Annotated in this window: 22 protein-coding genes; 21 read left to right on the top strand and 1 reads right to left on the bottom strand. The window is 66.9% G+C overall.

Annotated elements, in window-relative coordinates; genetic code table 11:
* Positions 1–27 precede the first annotated feature (27 nt).
* The 20 genes from CKW06_RS08100 (at position 28) to CKW06_RS08005 (ending at position 23,319) form a co-directional block, all read left to right on the top strand.
* Complete coding sequence (locus tag CKW06_RS08100) at positions 28–273, top strand: hypothetical protein (RefSeq protein WP_012479612.1); 246 nt, start codon at positions 28–30, stop codon at positions 271–273.
* Positions 273–971 (top strand): fimbrial biogenesis chaperone, encoded by a 699-nt coding sequence (locus tag CKW06_RS08095; protein WP_024957842.1) that lies wholly within the window; start codon positions 273–275, stop codon positions 969–971. Before CKW06_RS08100 ends, CKW06_RS08095 begins: the two co-directional genes overlap by 1 nt.
* A 220-nt stretch (positions 972–1,191) precedes the next feature.
* Positions 1,192–1,998: a 30S ribosomal protein S2 gene (gene rpsB, locus CKW06_RS08090; protein WP_005408748.1), complete on the top strand. Its 807-nt coding sequence runs from the start codon at positions 1,192–1,194 to the stop codon at positions 1,996–1,998.
* A 125-nt stretch (positions 1,999–2,123) separates the two neighbouring features.
* A complete protein-coding gene (gene tsf / locus CKW06_RS08085; protein ID WP_005408747.1) occupies positions 2,124–2,999 on the top strand; it encodes a translation elongation factor Ts in 876 nt (291 codons plus the stop codon).
* Between the two features lie 224 nt (positions 3,000–3,223).
* On the top strand, positions 3,224–4,762 hold the full coding sequence (locus CKW06_RS08080; RefSeq protein WP_005412741.1) for a GGDEF domain-containing protein: 1,539 nt from the start codon (positions 3,224–3,226) through the stop codon (positions 4,760–4,762).
* Positions 4,763–4,883: 121 nt separating this feature from the next.
* Positions 4,884–5,612, top strand: coding sequence for a UMP kinase (gene pyrH, locus CKW06_RS08075; RefSeq protein WP_005408745.1), 729 nt, complete (start codon positions 4,884–4,886; stop codon positions 5,610–5,612).
* A gap of 96 nt (positions 5,613–5,708) precedes the next feature.
* Entirely contained in the window at positions 5,709–6,263 is a 555-nt protein-coding gene (gene frr / locus CKW06_RS08070) for a ribosome recycling factor (protein WP_005408744.1), read from the top strand.
* Positions 6,264–6,268: 5 nt separating this feature from the next.
* Positions 6,269–7,036, top strand: a complete 768-nt coding sequence (gene uppS / locus CKW06_RS08065; RefSeq protein ID WP_005408743.1) for a polyprenyl diphosphate synthase — start codon at positions 6,269–6,271, stop codon at positions 7,034–7,036.
* Positions 7,033–7,869 (top strand): phosphatidate cytidylyltransferase, encoded by an 837-nt coding sequence (locus CKW06_RS08060; protein WP_005408742.1) that lies wholly within the window; start codon positions 7,033–7,035, stop codon positions 7,867–7,869. The genes uppS and CKW06_RS08060 overlap by 4 nt, the downstream gene beginning before the upstream one ends.
* 2 nt (positions 7,870–7,871) lie before the next feature.
* Positions 7,872–9,062: a 1-deoxy-D-xylulose-5-phosphate reductoisomerase gene (locus CKW06_RS08055; protein WP_024956314.1), complete on the top strand. Its 1,191-nt coding sequence runs from the start codon at positions 7,872–7,874 to the stop codon at positions 9,060–9,062.
* Between the two features lie 52 nt (positions 9,063–9,114).
* Positions 9,115–10,473, top strand: a complete 1,359-nt coding sequence (gene rseP / locus CKW06_RS08050) for an RIP metalloprotease RseP (RefSeq protein WP_005408740.1) — start codon at positions 9,115–9,117, stop codon at positions 10,471–10,473.
* A gap of 74 nt (positions 10,474–10,547) precedes the next feature.
* Positions 10,548–12,911: an outer membrane protein assembly factor BamA gene (gene bamA, locus CKW06_RS08045; protein ID WP_024956313.1), complete on the top strand. Its 2,364-nt coding sequence runs from the start codon at positions 10,548–10,550 to the stop codon at positions 12,909–12,911.
* A 380-nt stretch (positions 12,912–13,291) separates the two neighbouring features.
* A complete protein-coding gene (gene lpxD, locus CKW06_RS08040; protein WP_005408738.1) occupies positions 13,292–14,314 on the top strand; it encodes a UDP-3-O-(3-hydroxymyristoyl)glucosamine N-acyltransferase in 1,023 nt (340 codons plus the stop codon).
* Positions 14,311–14,769: a 3-hydroxyacyl-ACP dehydratase FabZ gene (gene fabZ / locus CKW06_RS08035; protein ID WP_005408737.1), complete on the top strand. Its 459-nt coding sequence runs from the start codon at positions 14,311–14,313 to the stop codon at positions 14,767–14,769. The genes lpxD and fabZ overlap by 4 nt, the downstream gene beginning before the upstream one ends.
* A 16-nt stretch (positions 14,770–14,785) precedes the next feature.
* The gene (lpxA, locus tag CKW06_RS08030) at positions 14,786–15,577 is read left to right on the top strand and encodes an acyl-ACP--UDP-N-acetylglucosamine O-acyltransferase (RefSeq protein WP_024956312.1); all 792 of its coding nucleotides are present in this window, start codon (positions 14,786–14,788) and stop codon (positions 15,575–15,577) included.
* 53 nt (positions 15,578–15,630) lie between these two features.
* On the top strand, positions 15,631–16,833 hold the full coding sequence (gene lpxB, locus CKW06_RS08025; RefSeq protein ID WP_043034888.1) for a lipid-A-disaccharide synthase: 1,203 nt from the start codon (positions 15,631–15,633) through the stop codon (positions 16,831–16,833).
* Positions 16,830–17,501 carry a ribonuclease HII gene (locus CKW06_RS08020; protein WP_005412735.1) on the top strand — a complete coding sequence of 224 codons (672 nt, stop codon included), beginning with the start codon at positions 16,830–16,832 and terminating at the stop codon, positions 17,499–17,501. The genes lpxB and CKW06_RS08020 overlap by 4 nt, the downstream gene beginning before the upstream one ends.
* A 228-nt stretch (positions 17,502–17,729) precedes the next feature.
* On the top strand, positions 17,730–21,320 hold the full coding sequence (gene dnaE / locus CKW06_RS08015) for a DNA polymerase III subunit alpha (RefSeq protein WP_005412734.1): 3,591 nt from the start codon (positions 17,730–17,732) through the stop codon (positions 21,318–21,320).
* Positions 21,321–21,376: 56 nt separating this feature from the next.
* Positions 21,377–22,246: a hypothetical protein gene (locus tag CKW06_RS08010; RefSeq protein ID WP_024956311.1), complete on the top strand. Its 870-nt coding sequence runs from the start codon at positions 21,377–21,379 to the stop codon at positions 22,244–22,246.
* 113 nt (positions 22,247–22,359) lie between these two features.
* The gene (locus CKW06_RS08005; protein WP_005408731.1) at positions 22,360–23,319 is read left to right on the top strand and encodes an acetyl-CoA carboxylase carboxyltransferase subunit alpha; all 960 of its coding nucleotides are present in this window, start codon (positions 22,360–22,362) and stop codon (positions 23,317–23,319) included.
* A gap of 173 nt (positions 23,320–23,492) precedes the next feature.
* Here CKW06_RS08005 and CKW06_RS08000 read toward each other — a convergent pair whose 3' ends face one another.
* A complete protein-coding gene (locus tag CKW06_RS08000; protein ID WP_005408730.1) occupies positions 23,493–23,948 on the bottom strand; it encodes a CopD family protein in 456 nt (151 codons plus the stop codon).
* A 187-nt stretch (positions 23,949–24,135) separates the two neighbouring features.
* Here CKW06_RS08000 and CKW06_RS07995 point away from each other — a divergent pair, with 187 nt between their 5' ends.
* Complete coding sequence (locus CKW06_RS07995; protein WP_024956310.1) at positions 24,136–24,726, top strand: class I SAM-dependent DNA methyltransferase; 591 nt, start codon at positions 24,136–24,138, stop codon at positions 24,724–24,726.
* Positions 24,727–24,801: the final 75 nt, after the last annotated feature.

Here is a 24,801-nt window from a genome sequence, read left to right as displayed (position 1 = left end):
GAGATCTTTCAGCACGGTGGTTGCCAGGTGGCTCGCGCATTTCTGATCGGGGCGATACTGTTCGCCAGCACATCGGCGTGGGCCGAACCCGGCCCCAGCAACCTGCAGATCCGCCTGACCGTGGTCGAAGCCTGCCGCGATGACCCCGGCAGCACCCACTGCCCCGCACCCCACCAGCGCAGCGACACACCGCAACTTCCGCCCCAGGTCCGCGAGCTCGCGCCTCCCGCCGACGACGAAGACACGACGTCCGCCGTGACCGTCATCTACTGATGCGGGCACTTCTGACCCTGCTGGCGATGCTGCTGGCGTTGCCTGCCGCGGCATTGGACCTGTTGCCGACCACACTGCAGCTGCCCGCCGAAGGTGGCCAGGGCGAACTTTGGCTCTTCAACCCTGGCCCCGGCCGCTGGCAGGGCCGGGTACAGATCCTGTCGTGGGACCAGCAGACCGACGCCGACGTGCTGCGTCCCACCGACCAGCTGCTCGCCAGCCCCACCCTGCTCGACATCCCGCCCGGCGTCCGACAGCGCATCTGGCTGCTGCCACGCCAGCCGGCATCCGCTGTCGGCGAACAGGCCTATCGGGTCGTCCTGGCCCCCACTACGCCAGGCCTGCAGCGCTATTCGCTGCCGTTGTTCCGCGGGCACGCCACGCCAATGACCCAATCGCGGCTGCATGCAGGGATCGAACCCGGCCAGTCACATACCTTCCTGCGACTGAGCAACACCGGTACCCTGCACGCACGCCTGAACGATCTCGCCTACATCACCAGCGGCGGTCAGCGCACCCTGCTGCTGCCCGGCCTGGCCGGGTATCTGCTGGCCGGCCATGAGCGCCGCTGGGCCCTGCCCGCCCGCGCTGATGGCTACGCCGGCGGTCATTTCCAGGCCCGGCTGCAGGATGGCCGCGTGATCGATCTGGTCGCTCCAGGCCCGGCAATTGCAGCCAGCGCACCGAGCGGGCTATAATCGACCGGATTCCTGCCGCCTGCGTGCGCGGGAACCCGTCCACACCGGACGTCACCGGTGAATCCACACCTGCTGCCCCCATCCGTGCCGGGGTGCTCCGCAAGGAGTTCGGCCACGGAGGCAACAGGGAAGCCCAACCCCGGAACCGATCGCGCTTCCACGCGTCCCGCATACCTATCCCCGCGGGCGGAATCGCTGGTTCCATATCAGGAGTATTGCAATGCCCCAGGTCACCATGCGTCAGATGCTGGAAGCCGGCGTCCACTTCGGCCACCAGACCCGCTACTGGAACCCCAAGATGGCTCCGTACATCTTCGGCGCCCGCGGCAAGATCCACATCATCAACCTGGAAAAGACCGTCCCGCTGTTCAACGACGCGATGAACTTCATCTCGTCGGTTGCCCAGAAGCGCGGCACCGTCCTGTTCCTGGGCACCAAGCGCAGCGCCCGCGAAACCATCAAGGAAGAAGCCGAGCGTTGCGGCATGCCGTTCATGAACCAGCGCTGGCTGGGCGGCACCCTGACCAACTTCCGTACCGTCAAGCAGTCGGTTGCCCGCCTGAAGGAACTGGAAGCCGGTGAAACCGACGGCACCTTCGAGAAGCTGGTCAAGCACGAAGTGCTGGGCCTGCGTCGCGAGCGCGACAAGCTGGAAGCCTCGCTGGGCGGCATCAAGGACATGAACCGCCTGCCGGACGCCATCTTCGTGATCGACATCGGCCACGAAGACATCGCGATCAAGGAAGCCAAGAAGCTGGGCATCCCGGTCATCGCCGTGGTCGACACCAACTACAACCCGGAACTGGTGGACTACGCCATCCCGGGCAACGACGACGCCATCCGCGCTGTGCAGCTGTACGCCCGCGCCGCTGCCGACGCCGTGCTGGAAGGCAAGGCTGCTGCTCCGCACGCTGCTTCGGTGCGTGAGGAAGAGTTCGCTGAAGCCGCTGCTGAAGGCGAAGAGAAGCCGGCCCGCCGCGCTCCGGCCAAGAAGGCTGCCAAGAAGGGCGACGACGCCCAGGCCTGATCCAGGCCCGGGGTGGACGCCCGGCGTCCACCCTCCCTGCGCGCAGCCTTTGGCGCGTGACAGGACCGTGTCACACGGGCCGGCCACCATGCCGGCCCAACCCCTTTCTTTCGTGAGGTAATCCCGTGGAAATCACTGCTTCCCTGGTCAAGGAACTGCGCGAGCGCACCGGCGCCGGCATGATGGAATGCAAGAAGGCGCTCACCGAAGCCAACGGCGACATCGACGCTGCTGCTGAAGCCATGCGCAAGTCCGGCGCCGCCAAGGCCGACAAGAAGGCTGACCGCGTGGCCGCCGAAGGCCGTCTGGGCCTGGCCCAGGATGGCGGCAAGGCCGTGCTGGTCGAAGTCAACTCGGAAACCGACTTCGTCGCCAACGATGACAACTTCAAGTCCTTCGTCAATGCCGTTGCCGCTGCCGCCCTGGCATCGGGCGCCACCGACGTCGAAGCCGTGAAGGCTGCCAAGCTGGCCGATGGCCGCACCGTTGAAGAAGCCCGCGCCACCGCCGTGCAGACCCTGGGTGAGAACATCCAGATCCGTCGCATGGTGAATGTCGACACCACCGGCAACATCGGTGCGTATGTCCACACCAACGGCAAGGTCGGCGTGCTGGTCGATCTGATCGGCGGCGACGTCGAGCTGGCCCGTGGCCTGGCCATGCACGTGGCTGCGCTGAAGCCGCCGCACAACAAGGCTGCGGACGTTCCGGCCGACTTCGTCGAGAAGGAAAAGGAAATCGAGCTGGCCAAGATGTCCGAAAAGGACAAGGCCAAGCCGGCCGACATCCTGGAAAAGATCATCAGCGGCAAGATCAACAAGATCGTCAGCGACGTGACCCTGTACGGCCAGACCTACGTGCTGGGCGACACCACCGTCGAGCAGGTGGTCAAGGCCGCTGGCGCCGATGTTGCTGGCTTCAAACTGCTGATCGTCGGCGAAGGCATCGAGAAGGTGGTGGAAGACTACGCCGCCGAAGTTGCCAAGGCGATGCAGGTCTGATTCCAGCCTTCCGGCTGTGAAGCAACCAGAAGGAGCCGCGGGAGACCGCGGCTCTTTTTTTATGCCGGCGGCCCTGTGGGGTGCGCACAGCGGCACCTTTGCGTTGCGCGCGAATCAAGCCGATACTCGGCACAGGGAATCAACAGTCATTTAGCAGGAACGAAAATCGCGGACTGTGATGCATTCCTAGGTATTCTTGTCCCAATGGAATTGAACGACCCGACATGCCTCCCGAGCTGACAGCTGCCCTGGCGCTCTGCCGCAACCTGCCCTCGCCACCCGGTATTGCCCTGCGCATCATCGAACTGGCACAGGACCCGGAAGCGGATATCGCCACCGCCGCCGACATCATCGCCATCGACATGGCGCTGAGCGCTCGCATGCTGCGCATCGCCAATTCGCCGCTGTACGCCAGCCGCCGCCGGATCGAGAACCTCGGCCAGGCACTGACCATGCTCGGCCTGAATGCCACGATCAGCCTGGCCCTCGGCTTCACCGTCACCCAGGGGCTGACCGGCGGCACCGGCGCCGACCACGACCTGCGCCAACGCGCCTGGAAGCGCAGCATCCTCAGCGCGCTGGCCGCCAGCCAGCTGGGCCAGGCCCGCGGCCTGCGCCGGCTGGAAGAACTGATGCTGGCCGGCCTGCTGCAGGACCTGGGCGTACTGTGCCTGGCCCAGGCCGAATCGGAGCGCTACCTGCCGCTGCTGCGCGAAGCACGCGACAACATCGACCTGGTCGCGCGCGAGCGCGACGAACTGGGCTGCAGCCACGCCGAGGTCGGCGCCTGGGTGGCCGAGCAGTGGGGCCTGCCGCGCTACCTGGTGGAGAGCATCAGCCACAGCGAAGACCTGGACGCCGCGGAATCGCCGTTCCAGGCCTGCGTGCAGCTGTCCGGTGCCGTGGCCGACATCTGGCTGGACGATGACGCCGATGCCGCCCGCGAGCGCGCCCTGCAGCAGGTGCATGACCGCCTTGAACTGGACAGCGCCCGTTTCGACCAGGTCCTGACCCGCATCAGCGAGGCCCTGCCGGACATCGCCAGCCTGTTCGAGGCCGGCCTGAATTCCCCCTCGCGGGTGCGCGAACTGATCGACCACGCGCAGGAGCTGGCCACCCTGCGCAACCTGCGCGAACTGCAGGATGCCGACCAGGCCCGTCGCCGCGCCGACGAATTCGAAGCCCGGGCCAAGCGCCTGGCCGACCAGGCCCATCGAGATGCCCTCACCGGCGTGCTCAACCGGCGCCAGCTGGAAGCCGTGCTGGAGCAGGAATTCCTGCGCGCCGGTCGCCAGGGCTGGCCGCTGTCGGTGGCCTTCATCGACCTGGACGACTTCAAGAAGATCAACGACGCCCATGGCCACCTGACCGGCGACGAGGTGCTGCGGGCCTTTGCCGGCAAACTGCAGGGCCAGCTGCGCCACAGCGACACCGTGGCCCGCTTCGGCGGCGAGGAGTTCGTCGCGCTGCTGCCCAACACCAGCGAAACGGTAGCACTGGACGTGATCCGCCGAGTGCTGGCCAACATCGTTGCCACGCCGATGGCCGAACTGGAAGGCGGCCCGCTGTTCGTCACCTTCTCCGCCGGCGTGGCCACCCAGGGCGGCTACGAACGCTTCGCCGACGTGCAGGACCTGCTGCGCGCCGCCGACGACGTGCTGTACCGCTCCAAGAACCTCGGCCGCAACCGGGTGATCGCGCGCTCCCCCGGCGCCCTCGGCCACGACGAGCTGTCAGCGACCGCGGGCGCCGAGCTGGGCTGAACCGGAAGCCCCGGATGACCGGGGCGAACGCCAGGATTTTACGCCGCAGTGCACAAAACACTATGGCCCGACGCCGCATGCGCGTAGAATCGCCCGCGATTTCCACGCACCCGAGGTCCCCATGTCCAAGCTCGCCTATCGCCGCATCCTTCTGAAACTGTCCGGGGAGGCGCTGATGGGAGATGAGGACTACGGCATCGACCCGAAGATCATCAACCGCCTGGCCCGTGAGGTCATCGAAGCCCAGCAGGCCGGTGCCGAAGTAGCCCTGGTGATCGGCGGCGGCAACATCTTCCGCGGCGCTGGCCTGGCCGCCGGCGGCATGGACCGGGTCACCGGCGACCAGATGGGCATGCTGGCGACGGTCATCAACGCCCTGGCCATGCAGGACGCCCTGGAGAAGCTGGGCGCCAAGGCGCGCGTGATGAGCGCGATCAAGATCAACGACGTGTGCGAGGACTACATCCGCCGCCGCGCCATCCGCCACCTGGAAAAGGGCCGCCTGGTGATCTTCGCCGCCGGCGTCGGCAGCCCGTTCTTCACCACCGACTCCGGCGCCGCCCTGCGCGCGATCGAGATCGGTGCCGACCTGCTGCTGAAGGCCACCAAGGTCGATGGCGTGTACGACAAGGACCCGAACAAGCACAGCGATGCGGTCCGCTTCGACAGCCTGAGCTATGACGAAGTGATCCGCCGCGGCCTGGAAGTGATGGATACCGCCGCCTTCGCACTGGCCCGCGACAGCGACCTGCCGATGCGCGTGTTCGACATGGGCCAGCCGGGCGAGCTGCTGAAGATCCTCAACGGCGAGAACATCGGCACCCTGGTCCAGGGCCGCGATCCGGCCTGAGCCTGAGCGCGCGGCGACAACCGGGCCGATTCAGGCCCGGCAGCGTCCCGTATTCGCCTATAATCGCCCGATTCCAGATACATCCAGGACCGGGCGATGCTCAACGACATCAAGAACAACGCGCAGACGCGCATGGCCAAGAGCATCGACGCTCTGAAGCACACCCTCACCTCCATCCGGACCGGGCGTGCCACGCCGGCCCTGCTGGACCGCGTGACGGTCAATGCCTACGGCAACGCCAGCACCCCGCTGAACCAGGTTGCCTCGATCTCCAACGCCGATGCGCACTCGCTGCTGGTCACCCCGTTCGACAAGGGCATGATCAAGGAGATCGAGAAGGGTCTCTACAACGCCGAGTTCACCCCGAACACGCTGGGCACCGCGATCCGCATCAACATGCCGCCGCCGACCGAAGAGCGCCGCAAGGAGCTGGTCAAGCAGGTGCAGAAGGAAGGCGAAGGCGCCAAGATCGCGATCCGCAACATCCGTCAGGACGCGAACAAGGAAATCGCCAAGCTGGTCAAGGACAAGGCGATCAGCGAGGACGAGAAGAAGCGCGGTGAGGACGACATCCAGAAGTTGACCGACACCAACATCAAGGACGTCGACAAGGTCGTTGCCGACAAGGAAAAAGAACTGCTGTCGGTCTGAAGTCGATGCCTTCAGTCCCGCCTCCGTTGCCGGCCACCCTGCCCCGCCACGTCGCCATCATCATGGATGGCAACGGGCGCTGGGCACAGCAGCGCCGCCGCCCGCGCGTGATCGGTCATCGTGCCGGCGCGCGCGCGGTCAACCGCACCATCGAGCGCTGCCTTGAACTGGGCATTCCGGCGCTGACCCTGTTCGCGTTTTCCAGCGAGAACTGGGGCCGGCCGCAGGAAGAAGTCGACGCCCTGATGAAGCTGTTCCTCGGCGCGCTCGACCGCGAAGTGGACGAACTGCACCGACGCGGCGTGCGCGTACGCTTCATCGGCGAACGCGAGCGCTTTGGTGCCGGACTGGTCAGCCGCATGCAGCTGGCCGAGCAGCGCACCGCCGACAACACCACCCTGACCCTGTCGATCGCCGCCAGTTACGGCGGTCGCCAGGACATCGCCCGTGCCGCGCGCGCGCTGGCCGCTGAAGTCGCCGCAGGACGCCTGCTGCCCGAACAGATCGACGAATCGCTGCTGGGCAGCCAGGTCGCCCTGGCCGACCTGCCGCCGCCGGATCTGTTCATCCGCACCGGTGGCGACACCCGCATCAGCAACTTCCTGCTGTGGCAACTGGCCTACACCGAGCTGTGGTTCACCGAGGCGCTGTGGCCGGACTTCGATGCCGCCCTGCTGCAGCAGGCGCTGGATGCCTATGGCAGCCGCGAGCGTCGTTTCGGCCTGACCAGCGCCCAGATCGCCGCACTGGCCACCGAGACCTCCAGCCCATGACCAAGACCCGAGTCCTCGCCGCGCTGATCATGGCGCCGCTCGCCATTGCCGCGATCCTGCTGCTGCCGACGCAATGGCTGGCCGCCGCCGCCGCCGCCGTGCTGCTGATCGGCCTGTGGGAATGGCTGAAGCTGGCCGGCATCGAAGACACCCTCGCGCGCACCGTGCTGCTGGTGCTGAACCTGCTGCTGATGGTGCTGCTGGTGTGGGCCGATGGCAGCACGCTGGTGCTGTTCCAGATCACCACACTGGCGGGTGTTGCCTGGTGGCTGGCGGCGCTGGCCTGGCTGCGCTTCTTCAACTTTGGCGCCCAGCCGACGGCCCCCTCCCGGATCGTGAAGATGCTGGCCGGCACCCTGGCCATCGTTCCTGCCTGGGCAGCGCTGGTACTGATCCACGCTGGCGGTGACCCGCCAGGCAAGCAGGGCCACCTGTGGCTGCTGGCGGCACTGGCACTGGTCTGGGCAGCCGATTCGGGCGCCTATTTCGCCGGCCGTCACTTCGGCAAGCACAAGCTGGCGCCGCGGATCAGCCCCAACAAGACCTGGGAAGGCCTGTTCGGCGGCCTGCTGGCCGGTGTCGCCGTGGCCCTCGGCCTGGGCTGGCTGGCCGGCATCGACATCGCGCACCTGCCGGGCCTGCTGATCACCTCGGTGGTGGCCGTATTCGCGTCGGTGCTGGGTGACCTGTTCGAAAGCCTGATCAAGCGCCACGCCGGTGCCAAGGACTCGGGCAACCTGATTCCGGGCCATGGTGGCGTGCTCGACCGCGTCGACGGCGTCCTCGCCGCCGTGCCGGTGTTCGCGCTGGGCAAGGAAATCTTCGGGTTCTGACCATGAATGCTGTCGCAGACCTGCGCCGGGTCGCCGTATACGGCGCCACCGGCTCGATCGGTGCCTCCACGCTGGACGTCATCGCCCGCCACCCGCAGCGCTACCAGGCCACGGTGCTGGCCGCCGGCCGCCAGGTGCAGGCACTGCTGGCCCTGTGCCGCCAACACGAGCCGGCGCACGCGGTCATCGCCGACGAAGCGCTGTTCACCGAACTGCGCGACGGCCTGCGCGATGCCGGGCTGTCGACCGAGGCCCACGCCGGTCATGCCGCACTGGACCAGCTGGCAGCAAGCGATGCCTGCGACACGGTCGTCGCGGCCATTGTCGGTGCTGCAGGGCTGTCCTCGACCCTCGCCGCCGCTGCGGCCGGCAAGCGCATCCTGCTGGCCAACAAGGAATCGCTGGTACTGGCCGGCGAGCTGCTGACCCGCACCGCCGAGCGCGCCGGCGCCGAGATCATTCCGATCGACAGCGAGCACAGCGCGATCTTCCAGTGCCTGCGTTCGCGCGACGCCAGCATCGACGGCGCCGGCGTGCGCCGGATCCTGCTGACCGCGTCGGGCGGCCCGTTCCGCGGCCGCAGCCGCGCCGAGCTGGCCGAGGTCACCCCGGCCCAGGCCGTGGCTCACCCGAAGTGGTCGATGGGCCCGAAGATCTCGGTCGATTCGGCGACGTTGATGAACAAGGGCCTGGAAGTCATCGAGGCGCACCATCTGTTCTCGGTGCCCGGCGAGCGCATCGAGGTGCTGGTGCACCCGCAGAGCCTGGTCCATTCGCTGGTCGAATTCGTCGACGGCTCGACCCTGGCCCAGATGGGCCTGCCGGACATGCGCACCACCCTGGCGGTCGGCCTGGGCTGGCCGCAGCGCATCGAATCGGGCGTGGCCGGGCTGGACCTGCTGGCGCAGGGCCGGCTGGATTTCGAGGCGCCTGACACCGACGCCTTCCCCTGCCTGGCGCTGGCCTGGCAGGCCATGCAGGCCGGCGGTACTGCCCCGGCGGTGCTGAACGCCGCCAATGAAGAGGCGGTTTCAGCATTTCTTCAGGGCCGGATCGGTTTCCTGACCATCCCGCAGCTGGTTGCTAACGCTCTTTCAACACTGCCGACCCAGCCAGCCGATACACTGGAGGTCCTGTTGTCCGCCGACCAGCGGGCACGCCAGCTCACCCTGAACGCCATCGACGCCGCCTGAACGACCGCCTCGCCCAGCATGACGCCGCCCCTGCCCGCCACTGTGAGCCTGCATGACTGACTTCCTCGGATCGGTCTGGTGGATGATTGTCAGCCTCGGGCTGCTGGTCACGTTCCACGAGTTCGGGCATTACTGGGTCGGCCGCCTCTGCGGGGTCAAGATCCTGCGCTTCTCGGTCGGCTTCGGCCGTCCGCTGTGGTCGCGCCGCGACAGGCACGGCACCGAGTTCGCCATTGCCGCCATCCCGCTGGGTGGCTACGTGAAGTTCCTCGACGAACGTGAGGTCGAGGTCCATCCCCACGAGCGCGGCCAGGCCTTCAACCACAAGACCGTGTGGCAGCGCATCGCCATTGTTGCTGCAGGGCCGATCGCCAATCTGCTGCTGTGCATCCTGCTGCTGTGGGCGATGTTCGTGATCGGCAAGCAGGACTACTCGCCGACGATCGGCCGGGTTGACGGCATCGCCGCCAGCGCCGGACTGCTCAGCGGTGACCGCGTTCTGCGGGTGGATGAGCGCCAGGTCGCCACCCTGGGCGAGGCCAGCATGGCGCTGACCGCCGCCGCGATGGATCGCCGCGACGTCACGCTTGAGGTACTCGACCCTGCGGACCAGGTGCGCGTGCGCACCCTGCCGCTGTCGCAGCTGCCCGCCGGCTTCGATGAACGACGGGTACCGATCCTGGCCGGCCTGTACTGGCAATCGTGGCTGCAGCCGGCACTGGTCGACTCGCTCACCGCCGATTCGGTGGTCACCGGGCTGCTGCAGCCGGGCGACCTGATCGTGGCGATCGACGGCCAGCGCATCGACAGCGTCGACCAGGTGATCGGCGAGATCCAGGCCCTCGGCCGTGCCGGAGGCCCCGGCATGATCGAGGTCCTGCGAGGCGGTGAACGCCTTGCACTGGAAGTCACGCCCCGCCAGGGCAAGGATGGCAAGGGCAACCCGGTCTGGCAGATCGGCGTCGGCTTCCCCACCACCTACAGCCCCTCCTACGACACCCTGCTGCGCTATGGGCCGCTGGATGCAGTGACCGTCGCCGTACGTGAAACCGGCCGGCTTGCCGCCGATTCGCTGGGCATGATGGCCCGCATCGTTACCGGCAAAGCCTCGCTGCAGAACGTTTCCGGGCCGGTCACCATCGCCCGCGTGGCCAATGTCTCGGCCAAACGCGGCCTCGACTGGTTCCTGCAGTTCCTTGCCCTGCTGTCACTCAGCCTGTGCATCATCAACCTGTTGCCGATCCCGATCTTGGACGGCGGGCACCTGCTGTATTACCTTATCGAGTTGGTCAAGGGCAGCCCGCTGAGCGAGCGTGCCATCGCCGCCGGCCAATACATCGGCTTGGCGTTGCTGGCCGGGCTGATGGGGTTGGCGTTCTACAACGACATCCTCGGCCTGGTCCCGCGATGAACTTTTCCACGTTGTTGCCGTCTACAGCGTCGGCATCCCGCACCAATGAAATCGACCTTCCTACCGGACGTGACATGACGCGACTCCCCAATCGCCGCCTGCTGGCCCTCGCCCTCGCCGCCGTCACCGGCGCTCCCGCCCTGGCCCAGGCAGCCGAGCCCTTCACTGTCAGCGACATCCGCGTCGATGGCCTGCAGCGCATCAGCTCGGGCACGGTGTTCACCTACCTGCCGGTGGAACGGGGCGAGACGATCACCGACAACAAGGTCGGCGAGACCATCCGCGCGCTGTACAAGACCGGCTTCTTCGAAGACGTGCAGCTGGACCGCCAGGGCAGCATCCTGGTGGTGACCGTCAAGGAACGCCCGGCGATCAACAAGCTGACCGTGACCGGCAACAAGGACATCAAGTCCGAGCAGCTGCTCAAGGGCCTGTCCGACATCGGCCTGACCGAGGGTGGCACCTTCGACCGCCTGAGCCTGGACCGCGTGACCCAGGAACTGCGCCGCCAGTACAACGACCGCGGCAAGTACACCGTCGAGATCACCCCGACCGTGAGCCCGCTGGACCGCAACCGCGTGGACATCGCGATCGCCATCAAGGAAGGCAAGGCGGCCAAGATCCGCCACGTCAACCTGGTCGGCACCGAGAAGTTCGAGAGCAAGGACATCCTGGAGACCTGGGAGTCCAAGGAGCACAACTGGGCGTCGTGGTACCGCCGTGACGACCAGTACTCCAAGGAAAAGCTGTCCGGCGACCTGGAAAAGCTCAACTCGTGGTACCTGGACCGCGGCTACGTCGACTTCAGCATCGATTCCACCCAGGTTTCGATCAGCCCCGACAAGCGCGACATGTTCCTCACCGCGGGCGTGACCGAGGGTGCGCAGTACAAGATCTCCGAGATCAAGGTCAGCGGCGACACCATCCTTCCGCAGGAGGACGTCGAGCGCATGGTGATCCAGAAGCCGGGCGACACGTTCTCGCGTGCCCTGCTGGAATTCAGCTCGGACACCATCACCAACTCGCTGTCCAACATCGGCTACGCGTTCGCCAAGGTGAACCCGATCCCGACCACCAACCGTGCCGAACAGACGGTAGGGATCAACATGCAGGTCGTGCCCGGCCCGCGCGTGTCGGTGCGCCGCATCCTGTTCCGTGGCAACACCCGCACCTCCGACGAAGTGATGCGTCGCGAAATGCGCCAGTTCGAGAACAGCTGGTACTCGCAGGCCGCGATCGACCGCTCCAAGATCCGCCTGCAGCGCCTGGGCTACTTCGAGTCGGTGGACGTCGAGACCCCGGCCGTCAGCGGCAGCAACGACCAGGTCGACGTCGTCTACAACGTCAAGGAAACCACCTCCGGCAGCTTCGTGTTCGGCCTGGGCTATTCGCAGTCCTACGGCATGACCACCTCGGTGCAGCTGTCGCAGAACAACTTCCTCGGCGGCGGCAACCGCGTGTCGGTCGAAGCCTCGCGCAGCAGCTACCTGCAGCGCTACGGCTTCAGCTACACCAACCCGTACTTCACCGACGACGGCGTTTCGCTGGGCTACAACCTGTCCTGGCGTGAACTGGACTACTCCGACTTCAACACCGCGCAGTACAACAGCACCAATGGTTCTGCGCAGGTGGTATTCGGCGTGCCGCTGACCGAGACCGACACCGTCTCGCTGATGTTCGGCATCGACAGCAACCAGATCACGACCTACCGTGGCTCGACCCCGGCCTCGATCATCGATTACATCGATGCGGTCGGTTCGCGCACCTTCCATGCCTGGCGTACCGAGCTGGGCTGGGCGCGCGACTCGCGCAACGATTACTTCATGCCGACCCGCGGTACCTACCAGCGCGTCGGTCTGGAAACCACGCTGCCGGGCTCGACCATCGAGTACTACAAGCTGAACTACCAGATCAGCAAGTACTGGCCGATCATGCCGTCGCTGGTGATCAACACCCGCGCCGAAGTGGGCTACGGCGATGCCTACGGCAAGGACTACACCCGTACGATCACCGACGCCGACGGCAAAACCCGTACCGTCACCGCCAGCGGCCTGCCGTTCTTCGAGAACTTCTACGCCGGTGGTACCAACTCGGTACGTGGCTTCGAGGACAACACCCTCGGTCCGCGCGAAGTAACCCAGGGTTATCCGGAAGGCCAGCCGCTGGGTGGTTCGCTGAAGACCGTCGGTTCGGTTGAAGCCTACTTCCCGCGCCTGTTCGACAGCCCATCGGCCCGCGTGTCGGCCTTTGTCGACTTCGGTAACGTCTACAACGGCACCAAGAACTTCAAGGCCAACGAACTGCGCGTCTCCACCGGTGTGGCCCTGCTGTGGCGCGCCCCGGTCGGCCCGATCTCGATCAGCTACGCGTTCCCGCTGAAGAAGGAAGACGGCGACAAGATCGAACGCCTGCAATTTACCTTCGGCGGTCAGTTCTAAGAACTGAACACCGAAGGTGCGCCGCGGCTTGCTGCGCAAGCAGCGGGTCCCGACCTACCTCCTATCCCCCGCGCCATTGGCGCGCCCCCCTTAACAGAAGGGGGGCTCTCCACCAGACGGGGTGCGAATCGCCGGGCTCTGCCCGGCGTTTTCGTTTTACTTGCTCACCACCGTTACTTCCCGCGCTCGCGTGAAATCATCTGGTGATGGCGCAGGGGGCTGACCAGGACCGTTGGCGCCATGGATGGCGCCATCGAGCCCCCAGGGATGGGTCTACGGCGTGTCCTGGGCAGCCCCCTGCGCCATCACCCCGGGACATCAGGCAGGCGCCGCTTTTGACCCCGCATGACCGCAATGGCGTCACACGTTAAACTCCCGCCGTGAATACTCCCACCTACACCGCCCAGCAACTCGCCGAGCAGTTCGGCCTGCAGGTCCATGGCGACCCCGCCACCGCCATCCACGGCGTGGCCACCCTCGCCCACGCCGGTCCTGGCCAGCTGACCTTCCTCGCCAATCCACGCTACCGCGCCCAGCTGGCCGACAGCCAGGCCTCGCTGGTCGTGCTGCGCGCCGACGACGCCGAAGCCGCCCCCGGCGCCGCGCTCGTGGCTAAGGACCCGTACACCACCTTCGCCAAGATCGCCGCGCTGTTCGACATCGCGCCCACGCGCCCACCGGGCATCCACCCCAGCGCCGTCATCGATCCCAGCGCCCAGGTCGCCGCCAGCGCCCACATCGGCCCCTTCGTCTCCATCGGCGCGCGCAGCGTGGTCGGCGAGAACTGCATCATCGGCACCGGCAGCGTGATCGGCGAAGACTGCAGCCTGGACAGCGGCTGCGAACTGATCGCCCGGGTCACCCTGGTCACCCGGGTCAAGCTCGGCAAGCGCGTGCGCGTGCACCCCGGTGCCGTGCTCGGTGCCGATGGCTTCGGCCTGGCGATGGACGCCGGCAAGTGGATCAAGGTGCCGCAGCTCGGCGGCGTGCGCATCGGCGACGATTGCGAAATCGGCGCCAACACCTGCGTCGACCGTGGTGCACTGGAAGACACCGTGCTGGACGAAGACGTGCGCCTGGACAACCTGGTACAGATCGCGCACAACGTGCAGATCGGCGCGCACTCGGCCATCGCCGGCTGCACCGGCATCGCCGGCAGCGCCAGGATCGGCCGCTACTGCCTGCTCGGCGGCCACGTCGGCGTGGTCGGCCACCTCGAGATCTGCGACAAGGTCGTGATCACCGGCAAGTCGGTGGTCCGCAATTCCATCCATGAGCCGGGCGAGTACTCGTCCGGCACCCCGTTGACCGACAACCGCACGTGGCGCAAGAACGCCGCGCGCTTCAAGCAGCTGGACGCATTGGCTCGCCGCGTCCTGGCCGCTGGCAAGGAGAAAGAATGAACGACACGCTGCAGCTTCCGATCGACGTCTGCCAGATCCAGGAACTGCTCCCGCACCGCTACCCGTTCCTGCTGGTGGACCGGGTGCTTGAGCTCGACATCGACGCCAAGCGCATCCTGGCGCAGAAGAACGTCAGCATCAACGAGCCGTTCTTCCAGGGTCACTTCCCGGGCCGCCCGATCATGCCCGGCGTGCTGATCATCGAAGCGCTGGCCCAGGCCGGTGGCGTGATGACCCAGCTGACGCTTGGCCGCGATGCGCAGTCCAAGCTGTTCTACATGGTCAAGGTGGAAAACGCCCGCTTCAACAAGCAGGTCGTGCCCGGCGACGTGCTGATGCTGGATGTGCAGATGAAGCGCCTGATCCGCAACATGGGCTGGTACTACGGCGAGGCCAAGGTCAACGGTGAAGTCGTTGCCTCGGCCGAGGTCATGTGCGCCGGTGCCAAGGGCTGATCCACGGGAGGCAGCAATGACTGACAACGCACCACGGATCCACCCGACTGCCGTCATCGATCCGGCCGCGCGCCTGGCCGACGACGTCCAGGTCGGCGCGTTCACCCTGATCGGTGCCGATGTGGAAATCGGCGCCGGCACAGTGGTCGGCCCCCATTGCAGCATCCACGGCCCGACCAGGATCGGCCGTGACAACCGCTTCATCGGTCACGCCGCGATCGGTGGCGAGCCGCAGGACAAGAAGTTTGCCGGCGAACGCACCGAACTGGTGATCGGCGACCGCAACGTGTTCCGCGAGTTCGTCACCCTGAACCGTGGCACCGGCCGCGGCGGCGGCATCACCACGATCGGCAACGACAACTGGATGCTGGCCTACACGCACGTGGCGCACGACTGCCATGTCGGCAACTTCTGCGTGTTCTCCAACAACACCACCCTGGCCGGCCACGTGACCGTGGGCGACTACGTGATCATCAGCGGCTTCGCCGGTGCCCACCAGTTCTGCCGCATCGGTGCCCACGCCTTCCTCGGCATGGGCGCGCTGACCAACGGCGACGTTCCGCCGTTCACCATGGTCGGCACCGATTCGCTGGGCCGCCCGCGCGGCATCAACAGCGAAGGGCTGAAGCGTCGTGGCTTCGACGCCGAGCGCATCTCCGCCATCAAGCGCGCCTACCGCACCCTGTACGTGGCGGGCCTGCCGCTGGCCGAAGCCAAGGTGCAGCTGACCGAACAGGCACGCGACAGCGATGACGTGAAGGCCATGCTGGACTTCATCGAGCACGCTGAGAGGCCCTTGCTGCGATGAGCAGCACGACCGGCCAGGCGCCGGCCGGCGCCGCCGTGATTCCGCTGGCCTCGATGGCCGGCAGCGTCCCCGCGCAGCGGGTGCTCAGCGAGCGCCCGTTGCGGATCGCTCTGGTGGCCGGTGAGGCCTCCGGTGATCTGCTGGGCGCGGGCCTGGTGCGCGAGCTGAAGGCACGCTTTCCGAACGCCGAATTCGCCGGCATCGGTGGCGATGCCATGCGCAGCGCCGGCTGCCTGACCTGGCACGATGCCAGCGAGCTGGCGGTGATGGGCCTGACCGAAGTGCTGCGCCACCTGCCACGCCTGCTGAAACTGCGTTCCGCGTTCCGCCAGCGTGCACTGGAATGGCAGCCGGACGTGTTCATCGGCATCGACGCGCCCGACTTCAACCTGGGCATCGAACGCTGGCTGAAGCAGCGCGGCGTGCGCACCGTGCACTACGTCAGCCCCTCGGTCTGGGCCTGGCGCGAGAAGCGCGCCGAGAAGATCGGCAGCAGTGCCGACCTGGTGCTGTGCCTGTTCCCGATGGAACCCCCGATCTATGCCAGGCACGGCATCGACGCGCGCTTCGTTGGCCATCCGATGGCCGATGACATCCCCCTGCAGGGCAACCGCGAGGAAGCGCGCGCCGCGCTTGGCCTGCCGACCTCGGCCAAGGTGCTGGCAGTGCTGCCAGGCAGCCGCCTGGGCGAAATCTCGCGCCTCGGTGAACCGTTCTTCGAGGCCGCCTGGCAGGTCTCCGAGCGCATCCCCGGCCTGCACGTGGTAGTGCCTGCCGCCAACCCGGCCTGCAAGCGCCTGATCGAAGAACAGCTGTCACGCTCGGCGCTGCCGGTAGCCTTCTCGCATGTACTCGACGGTGAGGCGCGCAACGCCATGATCGCCGCCGATGTGGTGGTGCTGGCCTCGGGCACCGCGACGCTGGAGGCGATGCTGGTCAAGCGGCCGATGGTGGTCGGTTACCGCGTCAACGAGCTGACCTACCGCCTGGTCAAGGCGCTGGGCCTGATCAAGGTCGACCGCTTTGCCCTGCCCAACATCCTGGCGGGCCAGGACCTGGCACCGGAACTGATGCAGCACGACTGCACGCCGGACAAGCTGGCGGCGGCCATCCAGCAATGGTTCGACCACCCGCAGCGGGTGACCGACCTGCAGGACACCTATGCCCGCCTGCATCAACGACTGCGCCGCAATGCCTCGGCCCGCGCGGCCGACGCTGTGGGCGAGCTGTTGATGCGCGACCAGGCCCAGGCATGAGCCGCCGCCATGCCGCAGCGGCCAGCCTGGCCCTGTTCGACGGTGCTGCCGTGGTCGAGCCGGAGCGTCTGGTCGCCGGCGTCGACGAAGCCGGCCGCGGTCCGCTGGCCGGACCGGTCGCGGTGGCGGCGGTGGTGTTCGACCCGGCACGGCCACGCATCAACGGCCTGGACGATTCCAAGCAACTCACCGCAGCCCGCCGCGAGCAACTGCATGACCGCATCATCGAACGTGCCCTGGCCTGGCACGTGGTGCTGGTGGACGTGGACACCATCGACCGCCTGAACATCTACCAGGCCACCCTGCAGGGCATGCGTGACGTCGTTGCAGCGGTCGCCCACGTGGCCGGCTTTGCCCGCATCGACGGCAACGTGGTGCCCAAGGGCCTGGTACTGCCGGCGCAGGCGCTGGTCGGCGGTGATGGCATCGACCGCGCAATCATGGCCGCCTCGATCCTGGCCAAGGTCTCGCGCGACCGCTACATGCAGGACGTGCATGCCCGCCACCCGCAGTACGGCTTCGAGCAGCACAAGGGCTACGGCACCCCGGCCCATCTGGCCGCCCTGCGCGAGCACGGCCCCTGCATGGAGCACCGGCGCAGCTTCGCCCCGGTGCGTGAGTGCCTGGAAAACCCGGCAGCTGTGACCGCAGACATCGCAATCGCCTGAATCGCCTGAACGGTCGCTGCACCCGGCTGCGAAAGCAGGGTCAGGCGGGGCCCGCGGTTTGCCAGCGAACCGTAGGGAGCGATAGCGCGGATGCGATATCGCATGCCGTCAAGAGCTTGTCGCGCCCTCCAGCCCTCGCTACCCTGACCGGGCACTCCAGCGCTTCCCGACCCCGGCGACGATTCCCCCGTCAGCACCCGGGGCCCGCGCGCTCCAACCTGGTCCGGCATGTCCAACTCCCGCTTCGTACATCTCCACGTCCACACCGAGTTCTCGCTGGCGGACTCCACCATCCGTGTGCCGGCCAAGCCGGACCAGGCGGACCCGAAGAAGGCCAAGCAGGCCAACCTGCTGTCACGCTCGGTCGAGCTCGGCCTGCCCGCGCTGGCGGTGACCGACCTCAACAACCTGTTCGCCCTGGTCAAGTTCTACAAGGCGGCCGAAGGCGTGGGCATCAAGCCTATCGCCGGCGCCGACGTGCTGATCGCCGAGGAAGGGCAGGATCCGTGGCGGATGACCCTGCTGTGCCGCGACCGCGAGGGCTACCTGAGCCTGTCGCGGCTGCTGACCCGCGCGTGGATGGAAGGCCATCGCCCCGAAGGCGGCGTGGCCATCCATCCGGACTGGCTGAAGGCCGGCAACGCCAACCTGTTCGCGCTGGCCGGCCGGCAGAGCCTGGCCGGGCGCCTGGCGCTGGACGGCAAGCATGAACTGGCCGAGCAGCAGCTGGCCGATTGGCAGCGCGTGTTCGGCGATGGCCTGCACCTGGAGCTGACCCGCACCGGCCGCGAGGGCGAGGAAACCTTCAACCAGTTCGCGCTGATGGCCGCCGGCCAGCGTGGCCTGCCGGTGGTGGCCAGCAATGATGTGCGCTTCCTGGCGCCCACCGATTTCAGCGCGCACGAAGCGCGCGTGTGCATTTCCACCGGCCGCGTACTGGACGACCCCAAGCGCCCGCGCGAGTACAGCGACCAGCAGTACCTGAAATCGGCCGAAGAGATGTGTGCGCTGTTCGCCGACATTCCCGATGCCATCGACAACACGCTGGCGCTGGCCGAGCGCTGCAACATCGAGATGCGGCTGGGCACCTACTTCCTGCCCAATTACCCGGTGCCCGACGACGAGACCCTGGACACCTGGATCCAGAAGATGTCGCGCGACGGCCTGGAAGAGCGCCTGGAGAAGAATCCGCTGGCGCCGGGCAAGACCCGCGAAGATTATTTCGAGCGCCTGGAGTTCGAGCTCAACACCATCATCAAGATGGGTTTCCCCGGCTACTTCCTGATCGTGGCCGACTTCATCCAGTGGGGCAAGAACCAGGGCATCCCGATCGGCCCGGGCCGTGGTTCGGGTGCCGGTTCGCTGGTGGCGTGGGCACTGAAGATCACCGATCTGGACCCACTGCCGTACAACCTGCTGTTCGAGCGCTTCCTGAACCCGGAACGCGTGTCGATGCCCGACTTCGACATCGACTTCTGCATGGACCGCCGCGACGAGGTGATCGACTACGTCGCGCGCAAGTACGGGCGCGAGCGCGTCAGCCAGATCATCACCTACGGCACCATGGCCGCCAAGGCGGTGGTGCGCGACTCCGGCCGCGTGCTCGGCTTCCCGTACGGCCTGGTCGACGGTGTTTCCAAGCTGATCCCGAACATCCTCGGCATCCACCTGAAGGATGCACTGGGCAAGGGCAAGGAAGGCCCCAGCTCGGAAATGGCGTCGCCGGAACTGATCCAGCGCTACGAGACCGAGGACGATGTCCGCGACCTGATCGACCTGGCGCTGCAGCTGGAAGACCTGACCCGCAACGCCGGCAAGCACGCCGGTGGCGTGGTGATCGGGCCCGAACCGCTGAGCGAGTTCTGCCCGCTGTACGCCGAACACGACGAGAACGGTCTCGGCAAGAACCCCGTCACCCAGTTCGACAAGAACGACGTGGAAGAAGTGGGCCTGGTGAAGTTCGACTTCCTCGGCCTGCGCACGCTGACCATCATCGACTGGGCGGTGAAGGCGATCAACAAGCGCCATGAGCGCGCCGGCATCCCGCCGGTGGACATCGCCGCGATTCCGCTGGACGACACGCCCACCTACAAGGACATCTTCGCCAACGGCAATACGGGCGCAGTGTTCCAGTTCGAATCCTCGGGCATGCGCCGCCTGCTGAAGGACGCGCGCCCCGATCGTTTCGAAGACCTGATCGCGCTGGTGTCGCTGTACCGCCCCGGCCCGATGGACCTGATTCCCTCCTTCAATGCGCGTAAGCACGGCCAGGAAGAAATCATCTATCCCGATCCGCGCACCGAAGCGATCCTGAAAGACACCTACGGCATCATGGTGTACCAGGAGCAGGTGATGCAGATGGCGCAGATCGTCGGCGGCTACTCGCTGGGCGGCGCCGACCTGCTGCGCCGTGCGATGGGCAAGAAGGTGCCGGCCGAAATGGCCAAGCACCGCGAGATCTTCCGCGAAGGTGCGGCCAAGGACGGCGTGGACGAAGCCAAGGCCGACGCGATCTTCGACCTGATGGAGAAGTTCGCCGGCTACGGCTTCAACAAGTCGCACGCCGCCGCCTACGCGCTGGTCAGTTACCAGACCGCATGGCTGAAACGCCATTACCCGGCCGAGTTCATGGCGGCCACGCTGTCGTCCGATCTGGACAACACCGACAAGGTGGTCGGCTTCCTCGACGAGGTGCGTAACCTCGGCCTGACCGTGCTGCCGCCCAAGGTGAACCAGTCAGCCTTCATGTTCGAAGCGGTGACGCCGGACACCATCCAGTACGGCCTCGGTGCGATCAAGGGCGTCGGCCAGGGTGCCTGCGAGGCGGTGGTCGAGGAGCGGCTGAAGGGCGGCCCGTTCAAGGACCTGCTCGACTTCTGCACCCGCGTCGGCTCGGCCAAGCTCAACCGGCGCACGCTGGAAGCGATGATCAACTGTGGTGCGTTGGACGAGCTTGGCCGCAACCGTGCCTCGCTGATGCTGCAGCTGCCGGAGGTGATCAAGGCTACCGACCAGATGGCCCGCGAGCGCGCTTCGGGACAGAACTCGCTGTTCGGTGGCCCGGACCCGAGCGCGACCACGATCCAGCTGGATCTGCCCGAAGCCGAAGAATGGCCGCTGCTGCAGCGCCTCAACGGCGAGCGCGACACGCTGGGCTTCTATCTCAGTGGCCACCCGTTCGATCCATGGCGCGACGATGTACGCGATCTGGTCGGCAACGACCTGGGTTCGGTGGAGAAGATCTGGAGCGCCAACAGCGGTGGTGGCGGCGGCGGCGAAAAGCGCTGGCGCCCGGAAGTGCAGACCGTGCTGGCCGGCCAGGTGGTCGGTGTGCGTCGCAAGGGCGAGAGCCAGATCTTCATCCAGCTGGAAGATGGCCGCGGCCGCGTCGAGTGCAGCGCCTTCTCCGACGCGATGGCCGAGTTCGGGCACCTGATGACCAAGGACCGCATCCTGGTGGTCAAGGGCGGCCTGCGCGAGGACGAGTTCAACGGCGGCTACGCATTGCGCATCCGCCAGTGCTGGGACTTCGACGAAGTCTGCGCCAACTACGCCACGCGGCTGTCGCTGCGCCTGGATCTGCGCCAGCAGCGCCCGGTCTGGGAGCGCGTCAATGCGCTGCTGGACCGCCATCGCCCGGGGCGCACGCCGCTGCGCCTGGACCTGCTGCTGAAGGGCCCGCACGGCGGCGTCGCCGGCATGCTCGATGTGTCCGGGCAGAGCGCGGTGCGCATCGATTCCAAGTTGATGGAGGCGCTGCGCGCCGACCCCGCCGTGCGCACGCTGAAAGTGCGCTACAGCCCACCGTGGGCCAGCTGAGGTCGGCTCCTCCGTATTCCTGTTTTTCCCGTTCCAGTCATCAAGGACGATTGCCAATGAAGACCCTGCTGTTCCCGTTCGCCGCCGCGCTGGCCCTGGCCGCCTGCTCGCCCTCGAAGGTCGAGTTCCAGATCGACAACCCGACCGACGCGCCGCTGGCACTGAGCATCGATGGCAAGGACCTGCCAGTGGCCGCACAGGGCTCGCGCCCGATCTCGCTCGCTGTCGGTGAGCACCGCCTGCACACCGACAAGCTCGGCGACGTGCGCTTCATCGTCTACGTCGACGGTCGTGGCGGCCTGATCAATCCGACCCTCAGCGAGTACGTGATCGCCCGCGAGGTCTATGTCACCGACGAGAGCAAGCTGAAGAACTTCGGCGTCGGCAACAAGGGCATCGAACTTGGCGGGGTCGACTTCGAAGGCCCGTTCGAAAAGAGCCACGACCTGTTCATCGACAAAACCTGGACCTACGGCGTGCGCGAGCCCTTCCCGAAGGAAAAGGTGGTGGCCCACGTCGACGCCAGCGGCGGCCAGATCGTGGCCAAGGTGTTCACCGCCACGGACTTCATCGCTTACGTGGAAGAAGGCATGGGCGAGCCCGGCGCGTTCAAGCGCGAGCAGCCGGCTGGCTACGTGGCCCCGGCGTTCAGCCTGGAACCGGCCCCGGCCAGCCTGCCGGCGCTGGTGCCGGCCTTCGAGGCCCACGCCGCGCCGCTGCGCGAGGTCTATGCGCGCTGGCTGAAGGCGACCACCGCCGATGAACAGAAGGCCCTGCGCAAGCAGGACTTCGCCGCGCAGATGGCCTTCACCTCGGCCACCGCCACGCTGGGCAGCGGGCTGGGCCGTGACGCCAACGAGGCCTACAACGACTTCGTTTCCCAGCGCAGCCAGCTGATGGGCCGCAGCGCCTTGGTGGTGCCCTGAGCTGACTGGCGCGCCCCGCCCGGCTGCGCTACCGTCGCCTTCCAGACGAAGGCGTACGGGTGGTTTGCGCGCATTCGGCTAGAATTCCCCTCTTCTTTACACGACGGCTTCCGATGAATCCGAACTACCTCGACTTCGAGCAACCCATCGCCGACCTGGAAGCCAAGATCCAGGAACTGCGCAACGCCAGTGCCGGGCCGGCGGTCAATGTCGAGGCGGAAGTGCACGCGCTGCAGGACAAGCTGCGCATGCGCACCGCGCAGATCTTCCGCAACCTGACCTCGTGGCAGGTGCTGCAGCTGGCCCGTCATCCGTCGCGCCCGTACACCGCCGACTACCTCCGCGTCATGTTCGATGAGTTCCAGGAGCTGGCCGGCGACCGTGCCTTCGCCGACGACAAGGCGATCATGGGTGGCCTGGCCCGCATCAACGGCCGTGCAGTGATGGTGATCGGCCACCAGAAGGGCCGTGACACCAAGGAGAAGATCAAGCGCAACTTCGGCATGCCCAAGCCGGAGGGCTACCGCAAGGCCCTGCGCCTGATGAAGATGGCCGAGCGCTTCGGCCTGCCGGTGCTGACCCTGATCGACACCGCTGGCGCCTGGCCGGGCATCGACGCCGAATCGCGCGGCCAGTCCGAAGCGATCGCGCGCAACCTGATCGAGATGGCCGAGCTGAAGGTGCCGATCATCTGCACCGTGATCGGTGAAGGCGGCTCAGGCGGCGCGCTGGCGCTGGGCGTGGGCGACCGCACCGTGATGCTGGAATACGCGGTGTACTCGACCATCACCCCGGAAGGCTGCGCCTCGATCCTGTGGAAGGACGCCGGCAAGGCCAAGGACGCGGCCGAACAGCTGGGCCTGACCGCCCCGCGCCTGAAGAGCCTGGGCCTGGTCGACAAGGTCGTGCGCGAGCCCACCGGCGGCGCCCACCGCAACCCGACGCAGATGGCCAAGCGCCTGAAGGCGGTGCTGCTGAACGAGCTGGATGCGCTGGACAAGCTGTCCACCGAACAGCTGCTGGAACAGCGCTACGCGCGCCTGCGCAGCTACGGCACGTACGAAGCAGCCTGACGTAGTGCCGGCCGCTGGCCAGCATGCAGGTAGGCCTGGTAGTGCCGGCCGCTGGCCGGCAACACGCAGGTGATTGCAGAAACGAAAGCGCCGGGCATTTGCCCGGCGCTTTCGTTTGCGCCCTGACGGCATCCACGCATGGCGTGGATCTACCGGGTGCAGATGACCCCGCCTCAGAACGGCTTGGCCAGCACCAGCCATACGATCGGAATGAAGGCCAGCAGCGGGATCTCGTTGATCCAGCGCAGCGCGCGCGACGACGGCAGCGCCCTGCCCTTGGCCACGCCCTTGAGCAGGCGGCCGATCCAGCCGAAGTACACCAGCAGCAGCACCACCAGCCCCAGCTTGGCATGCAGCCAGCCGGCGCCACCAGGCGCGACCATGGTCGGGAAATCGGGGATGACCTTGTAGCCCAGCCACAGCACCAGGCCCAGCAGGAATGCCAGGCCGAACATCGAGTGGCCGAAGCGGTACAGGCGCAGGCCCATCAGCTGCAGGCGCTCGGTCACCGCCGGCTGGCCCGCAGTCTCGGCCAGGTTCACCAGGATGCGCGGCAGGTAGAACACCGTGGCCATCCACGCCACCACGAACACGATGTGGAAGGTCTTGACCCAGTAGTAGCTCTGCATGCGCTCGCTCCGGCGGCTGGCGTAAATGGGTACCCATTGTCGCAGTAGAGCCACCCCATGGGTGGGTGCCGCGTCCAATCGCCGCAGCATGGCAGCCACCCATGGCGTGGCTCTACTGCAGGCCCGCCACACCCGGGGGCGCAACACCGTACGATAGGCGCCGTTTTCCCCGATCGCGCACCGCCCCATGGACAAGACCTACGACGCCGCCTATTTCCAACGCTGGTACCGCCGTGCCGACATCGGCGGCAGCGCCCGCCTGGCGCGAAAGGTCGCCCTGGCCGTGGCCAGTGCCGAGTACTACCTGGAACGACCGATCCGCAGCGTGCTGGACATCGGCTGCGGCGAAGGCGCCTGGCGCGCACCGCTGCTGAAGCTGCGTCCGAAGGTCGAATACCTCGGCTTCGACAGCAGCGAGTACGCTGTGCGCCGCTACGGCAGGACCCGCAACCTGCACATGGCCCGCTTCGGCGATTTCGCCTGGCTGCGGCCCTGTGCCCCGGTCGACCTGCTGGTCTGCTCGGACGTGATGCACTACGTGCCCGACCACGAGCTGCGCGCCGGACTGGCCGGCGTGGCAGAGCTGACGGGCGGCGTGGCCTTCCTGGAGACCTTCGCCGCCGAGGACGCGTTCGAAGGCGACCACGACGGCTTCCAGGCGCGTCCGGCGCGCTGGTACCGCCGCACGCTGGCCCGGCATGGCCTGCAGCCGGTGGGGTCGCACTGCTGGCTCGGCCCCGCCCTGGCAGGCGATGCGGCCGCGCTGGAACGGATGTGAATCCAGATTCATTATTTTCAGCCGACTTAACCTGCGGGACACCCGGATGGGATATGCTGCGCGGCAACATATGAC

Source organism: Stenotrophomonas maltophilia, from assembly GCF_900186865.1.
GTDB lineage: Bacteria > Pseudomonadota > Gammaproteobacteria > Xanthomonadales > Xanthomonadaceae > Stenotrophomonas > Stenotrophomonas maltophilia.
This window is presented reverse-complemented; position numbering and strand designations above follow the sequence as displayed.

Bases quoted from the DNA above. Each gene is read 5' to 3' on its own strand.
- lpxA (WP_024956312.1), top strand. From the start codon at position 14,786: ATGACTGACAACGCACCACGGATCCACCCGACTGCCGTCATCGATCCG.
- CKW06_RS08080 (WP_005412741.1), top strand. From the start codon at position 3,224: ATGCCTCCCGAGCTGACAGCTGCCCTGGCGCTCTGCCGCAACCTGCCC.
- CKW06_RS07995 (WP_024956310.1), top strand. From the start codon at position 24,136: ATGGACAAGACCTACGACGCCGCCTATTTCCAACGCTGGTACCGCCGT.
- CKW06_RS08020 (WP_005412735.1), top strand. From the start codon at position 16,830: ATGAGCCGCCGCCATGCCGCAGCGGCCAGCCTGGCCCTGTTCGACGGT.
- CKW06_RS08055 (WP_024956314.1), top strand. From the start codon at position 7,872: ATGAATGCTGTCGCAGACCTGCGCCGGGTCGCCGTATACGGCGCCACC.
- dnaE (WP_005412734.1), top strand. From the start codon at position 17,730: ATGTCCAACTCCCGCTTCGTACATCTCCACGTCCACACCGAGTTCTCG.
- uppS (WP_005408743.1), top strand. From the start codon at position 6,269: ATGCCTTCAGTCCCGCCTCCGTTGCCGGCCACCCTGCCCCGCCACGTC.
- rpsB (WP_005408748.1), top strand. From the start codon at position 1,192: ATGCCCCAGGTCACCATGCGTCAGATGCTGGAAGCCGGCGTCCACTTC.
- CKW06_RS08000 (WP_005408730.1), bottom strand. From the start codon at position 23,948: ATGCAGAGCTACTACTGGGTCAAGACCTTCCACATCGTGTTCGTGGTG.
- frr (WP_005408744.1), top strand. From the start codon at position 5,709: ATGCTCAACGACATCAAGAACAACGCGCAGACGCGCATGGCCAAGAGC.
- bamA (WP_024956313.1), top strand. From the start codon at position 10,548: ATGACGCGACTCCCCAATCGCCGCCTGCTGGCCCTCGCCCTCGCCGCC.
- fabZ (WP_005408737.1), top strand. From the start codon at position 14,311: ATGAACGACACGCTGCAGCTTCCGATCGACGTCTGCCAGATCCAGGAA.
- CKW06_RS08010 (WP_024956311.1), top strand. From the start codon at position 21,377: ATGAAGACCCTGCTGTTCCCGTTCGCCGCCGCGCTGGCCCTGGCCGCC.
- CKW06_RS08060 (WP_005408742.1), top strand. From the start codon at position 7,033: ATGACCAAGACCCGAGTCCTCGCCGCGCTGATCATGGCGCCGCTCGCC.
- rseP (WP_005408740.1), top strand. From the start codon at position 9,115: ATGACTGACTTCCTCGGATCGGTCTGGTGGATGATTGTCAGCCTCGGG.
- lpxB (WP_043034888.1), top strand. From the start codon at position 15,631: ATGGCCGGCAGCGTCCCCGCGCAGCGGGTGCTCAGCGAGCGCCCGTTG.
- CKW06_RS08005 (WP_005408731.1), top strand. From the start codon at position 22,360: ATGAATCCGAACTACCTCGACTTCGAGCAACCCATCGCCGACCTGGAA.
- CKW06_RS08095 (WP_024957842.1), top strand. From the start codon at position 273: ATGCGGGCACTTCTGACCCTGCTGGCGATGCTGCTGGCGTTGCCTGCC.
- pyrH (WP_005408745.1), top strand. From the start codon at position 4,884: ATGTCCAAGCTCGCCTATCGCCGCATCCTTCTGAAACTGTCCGGGGAG.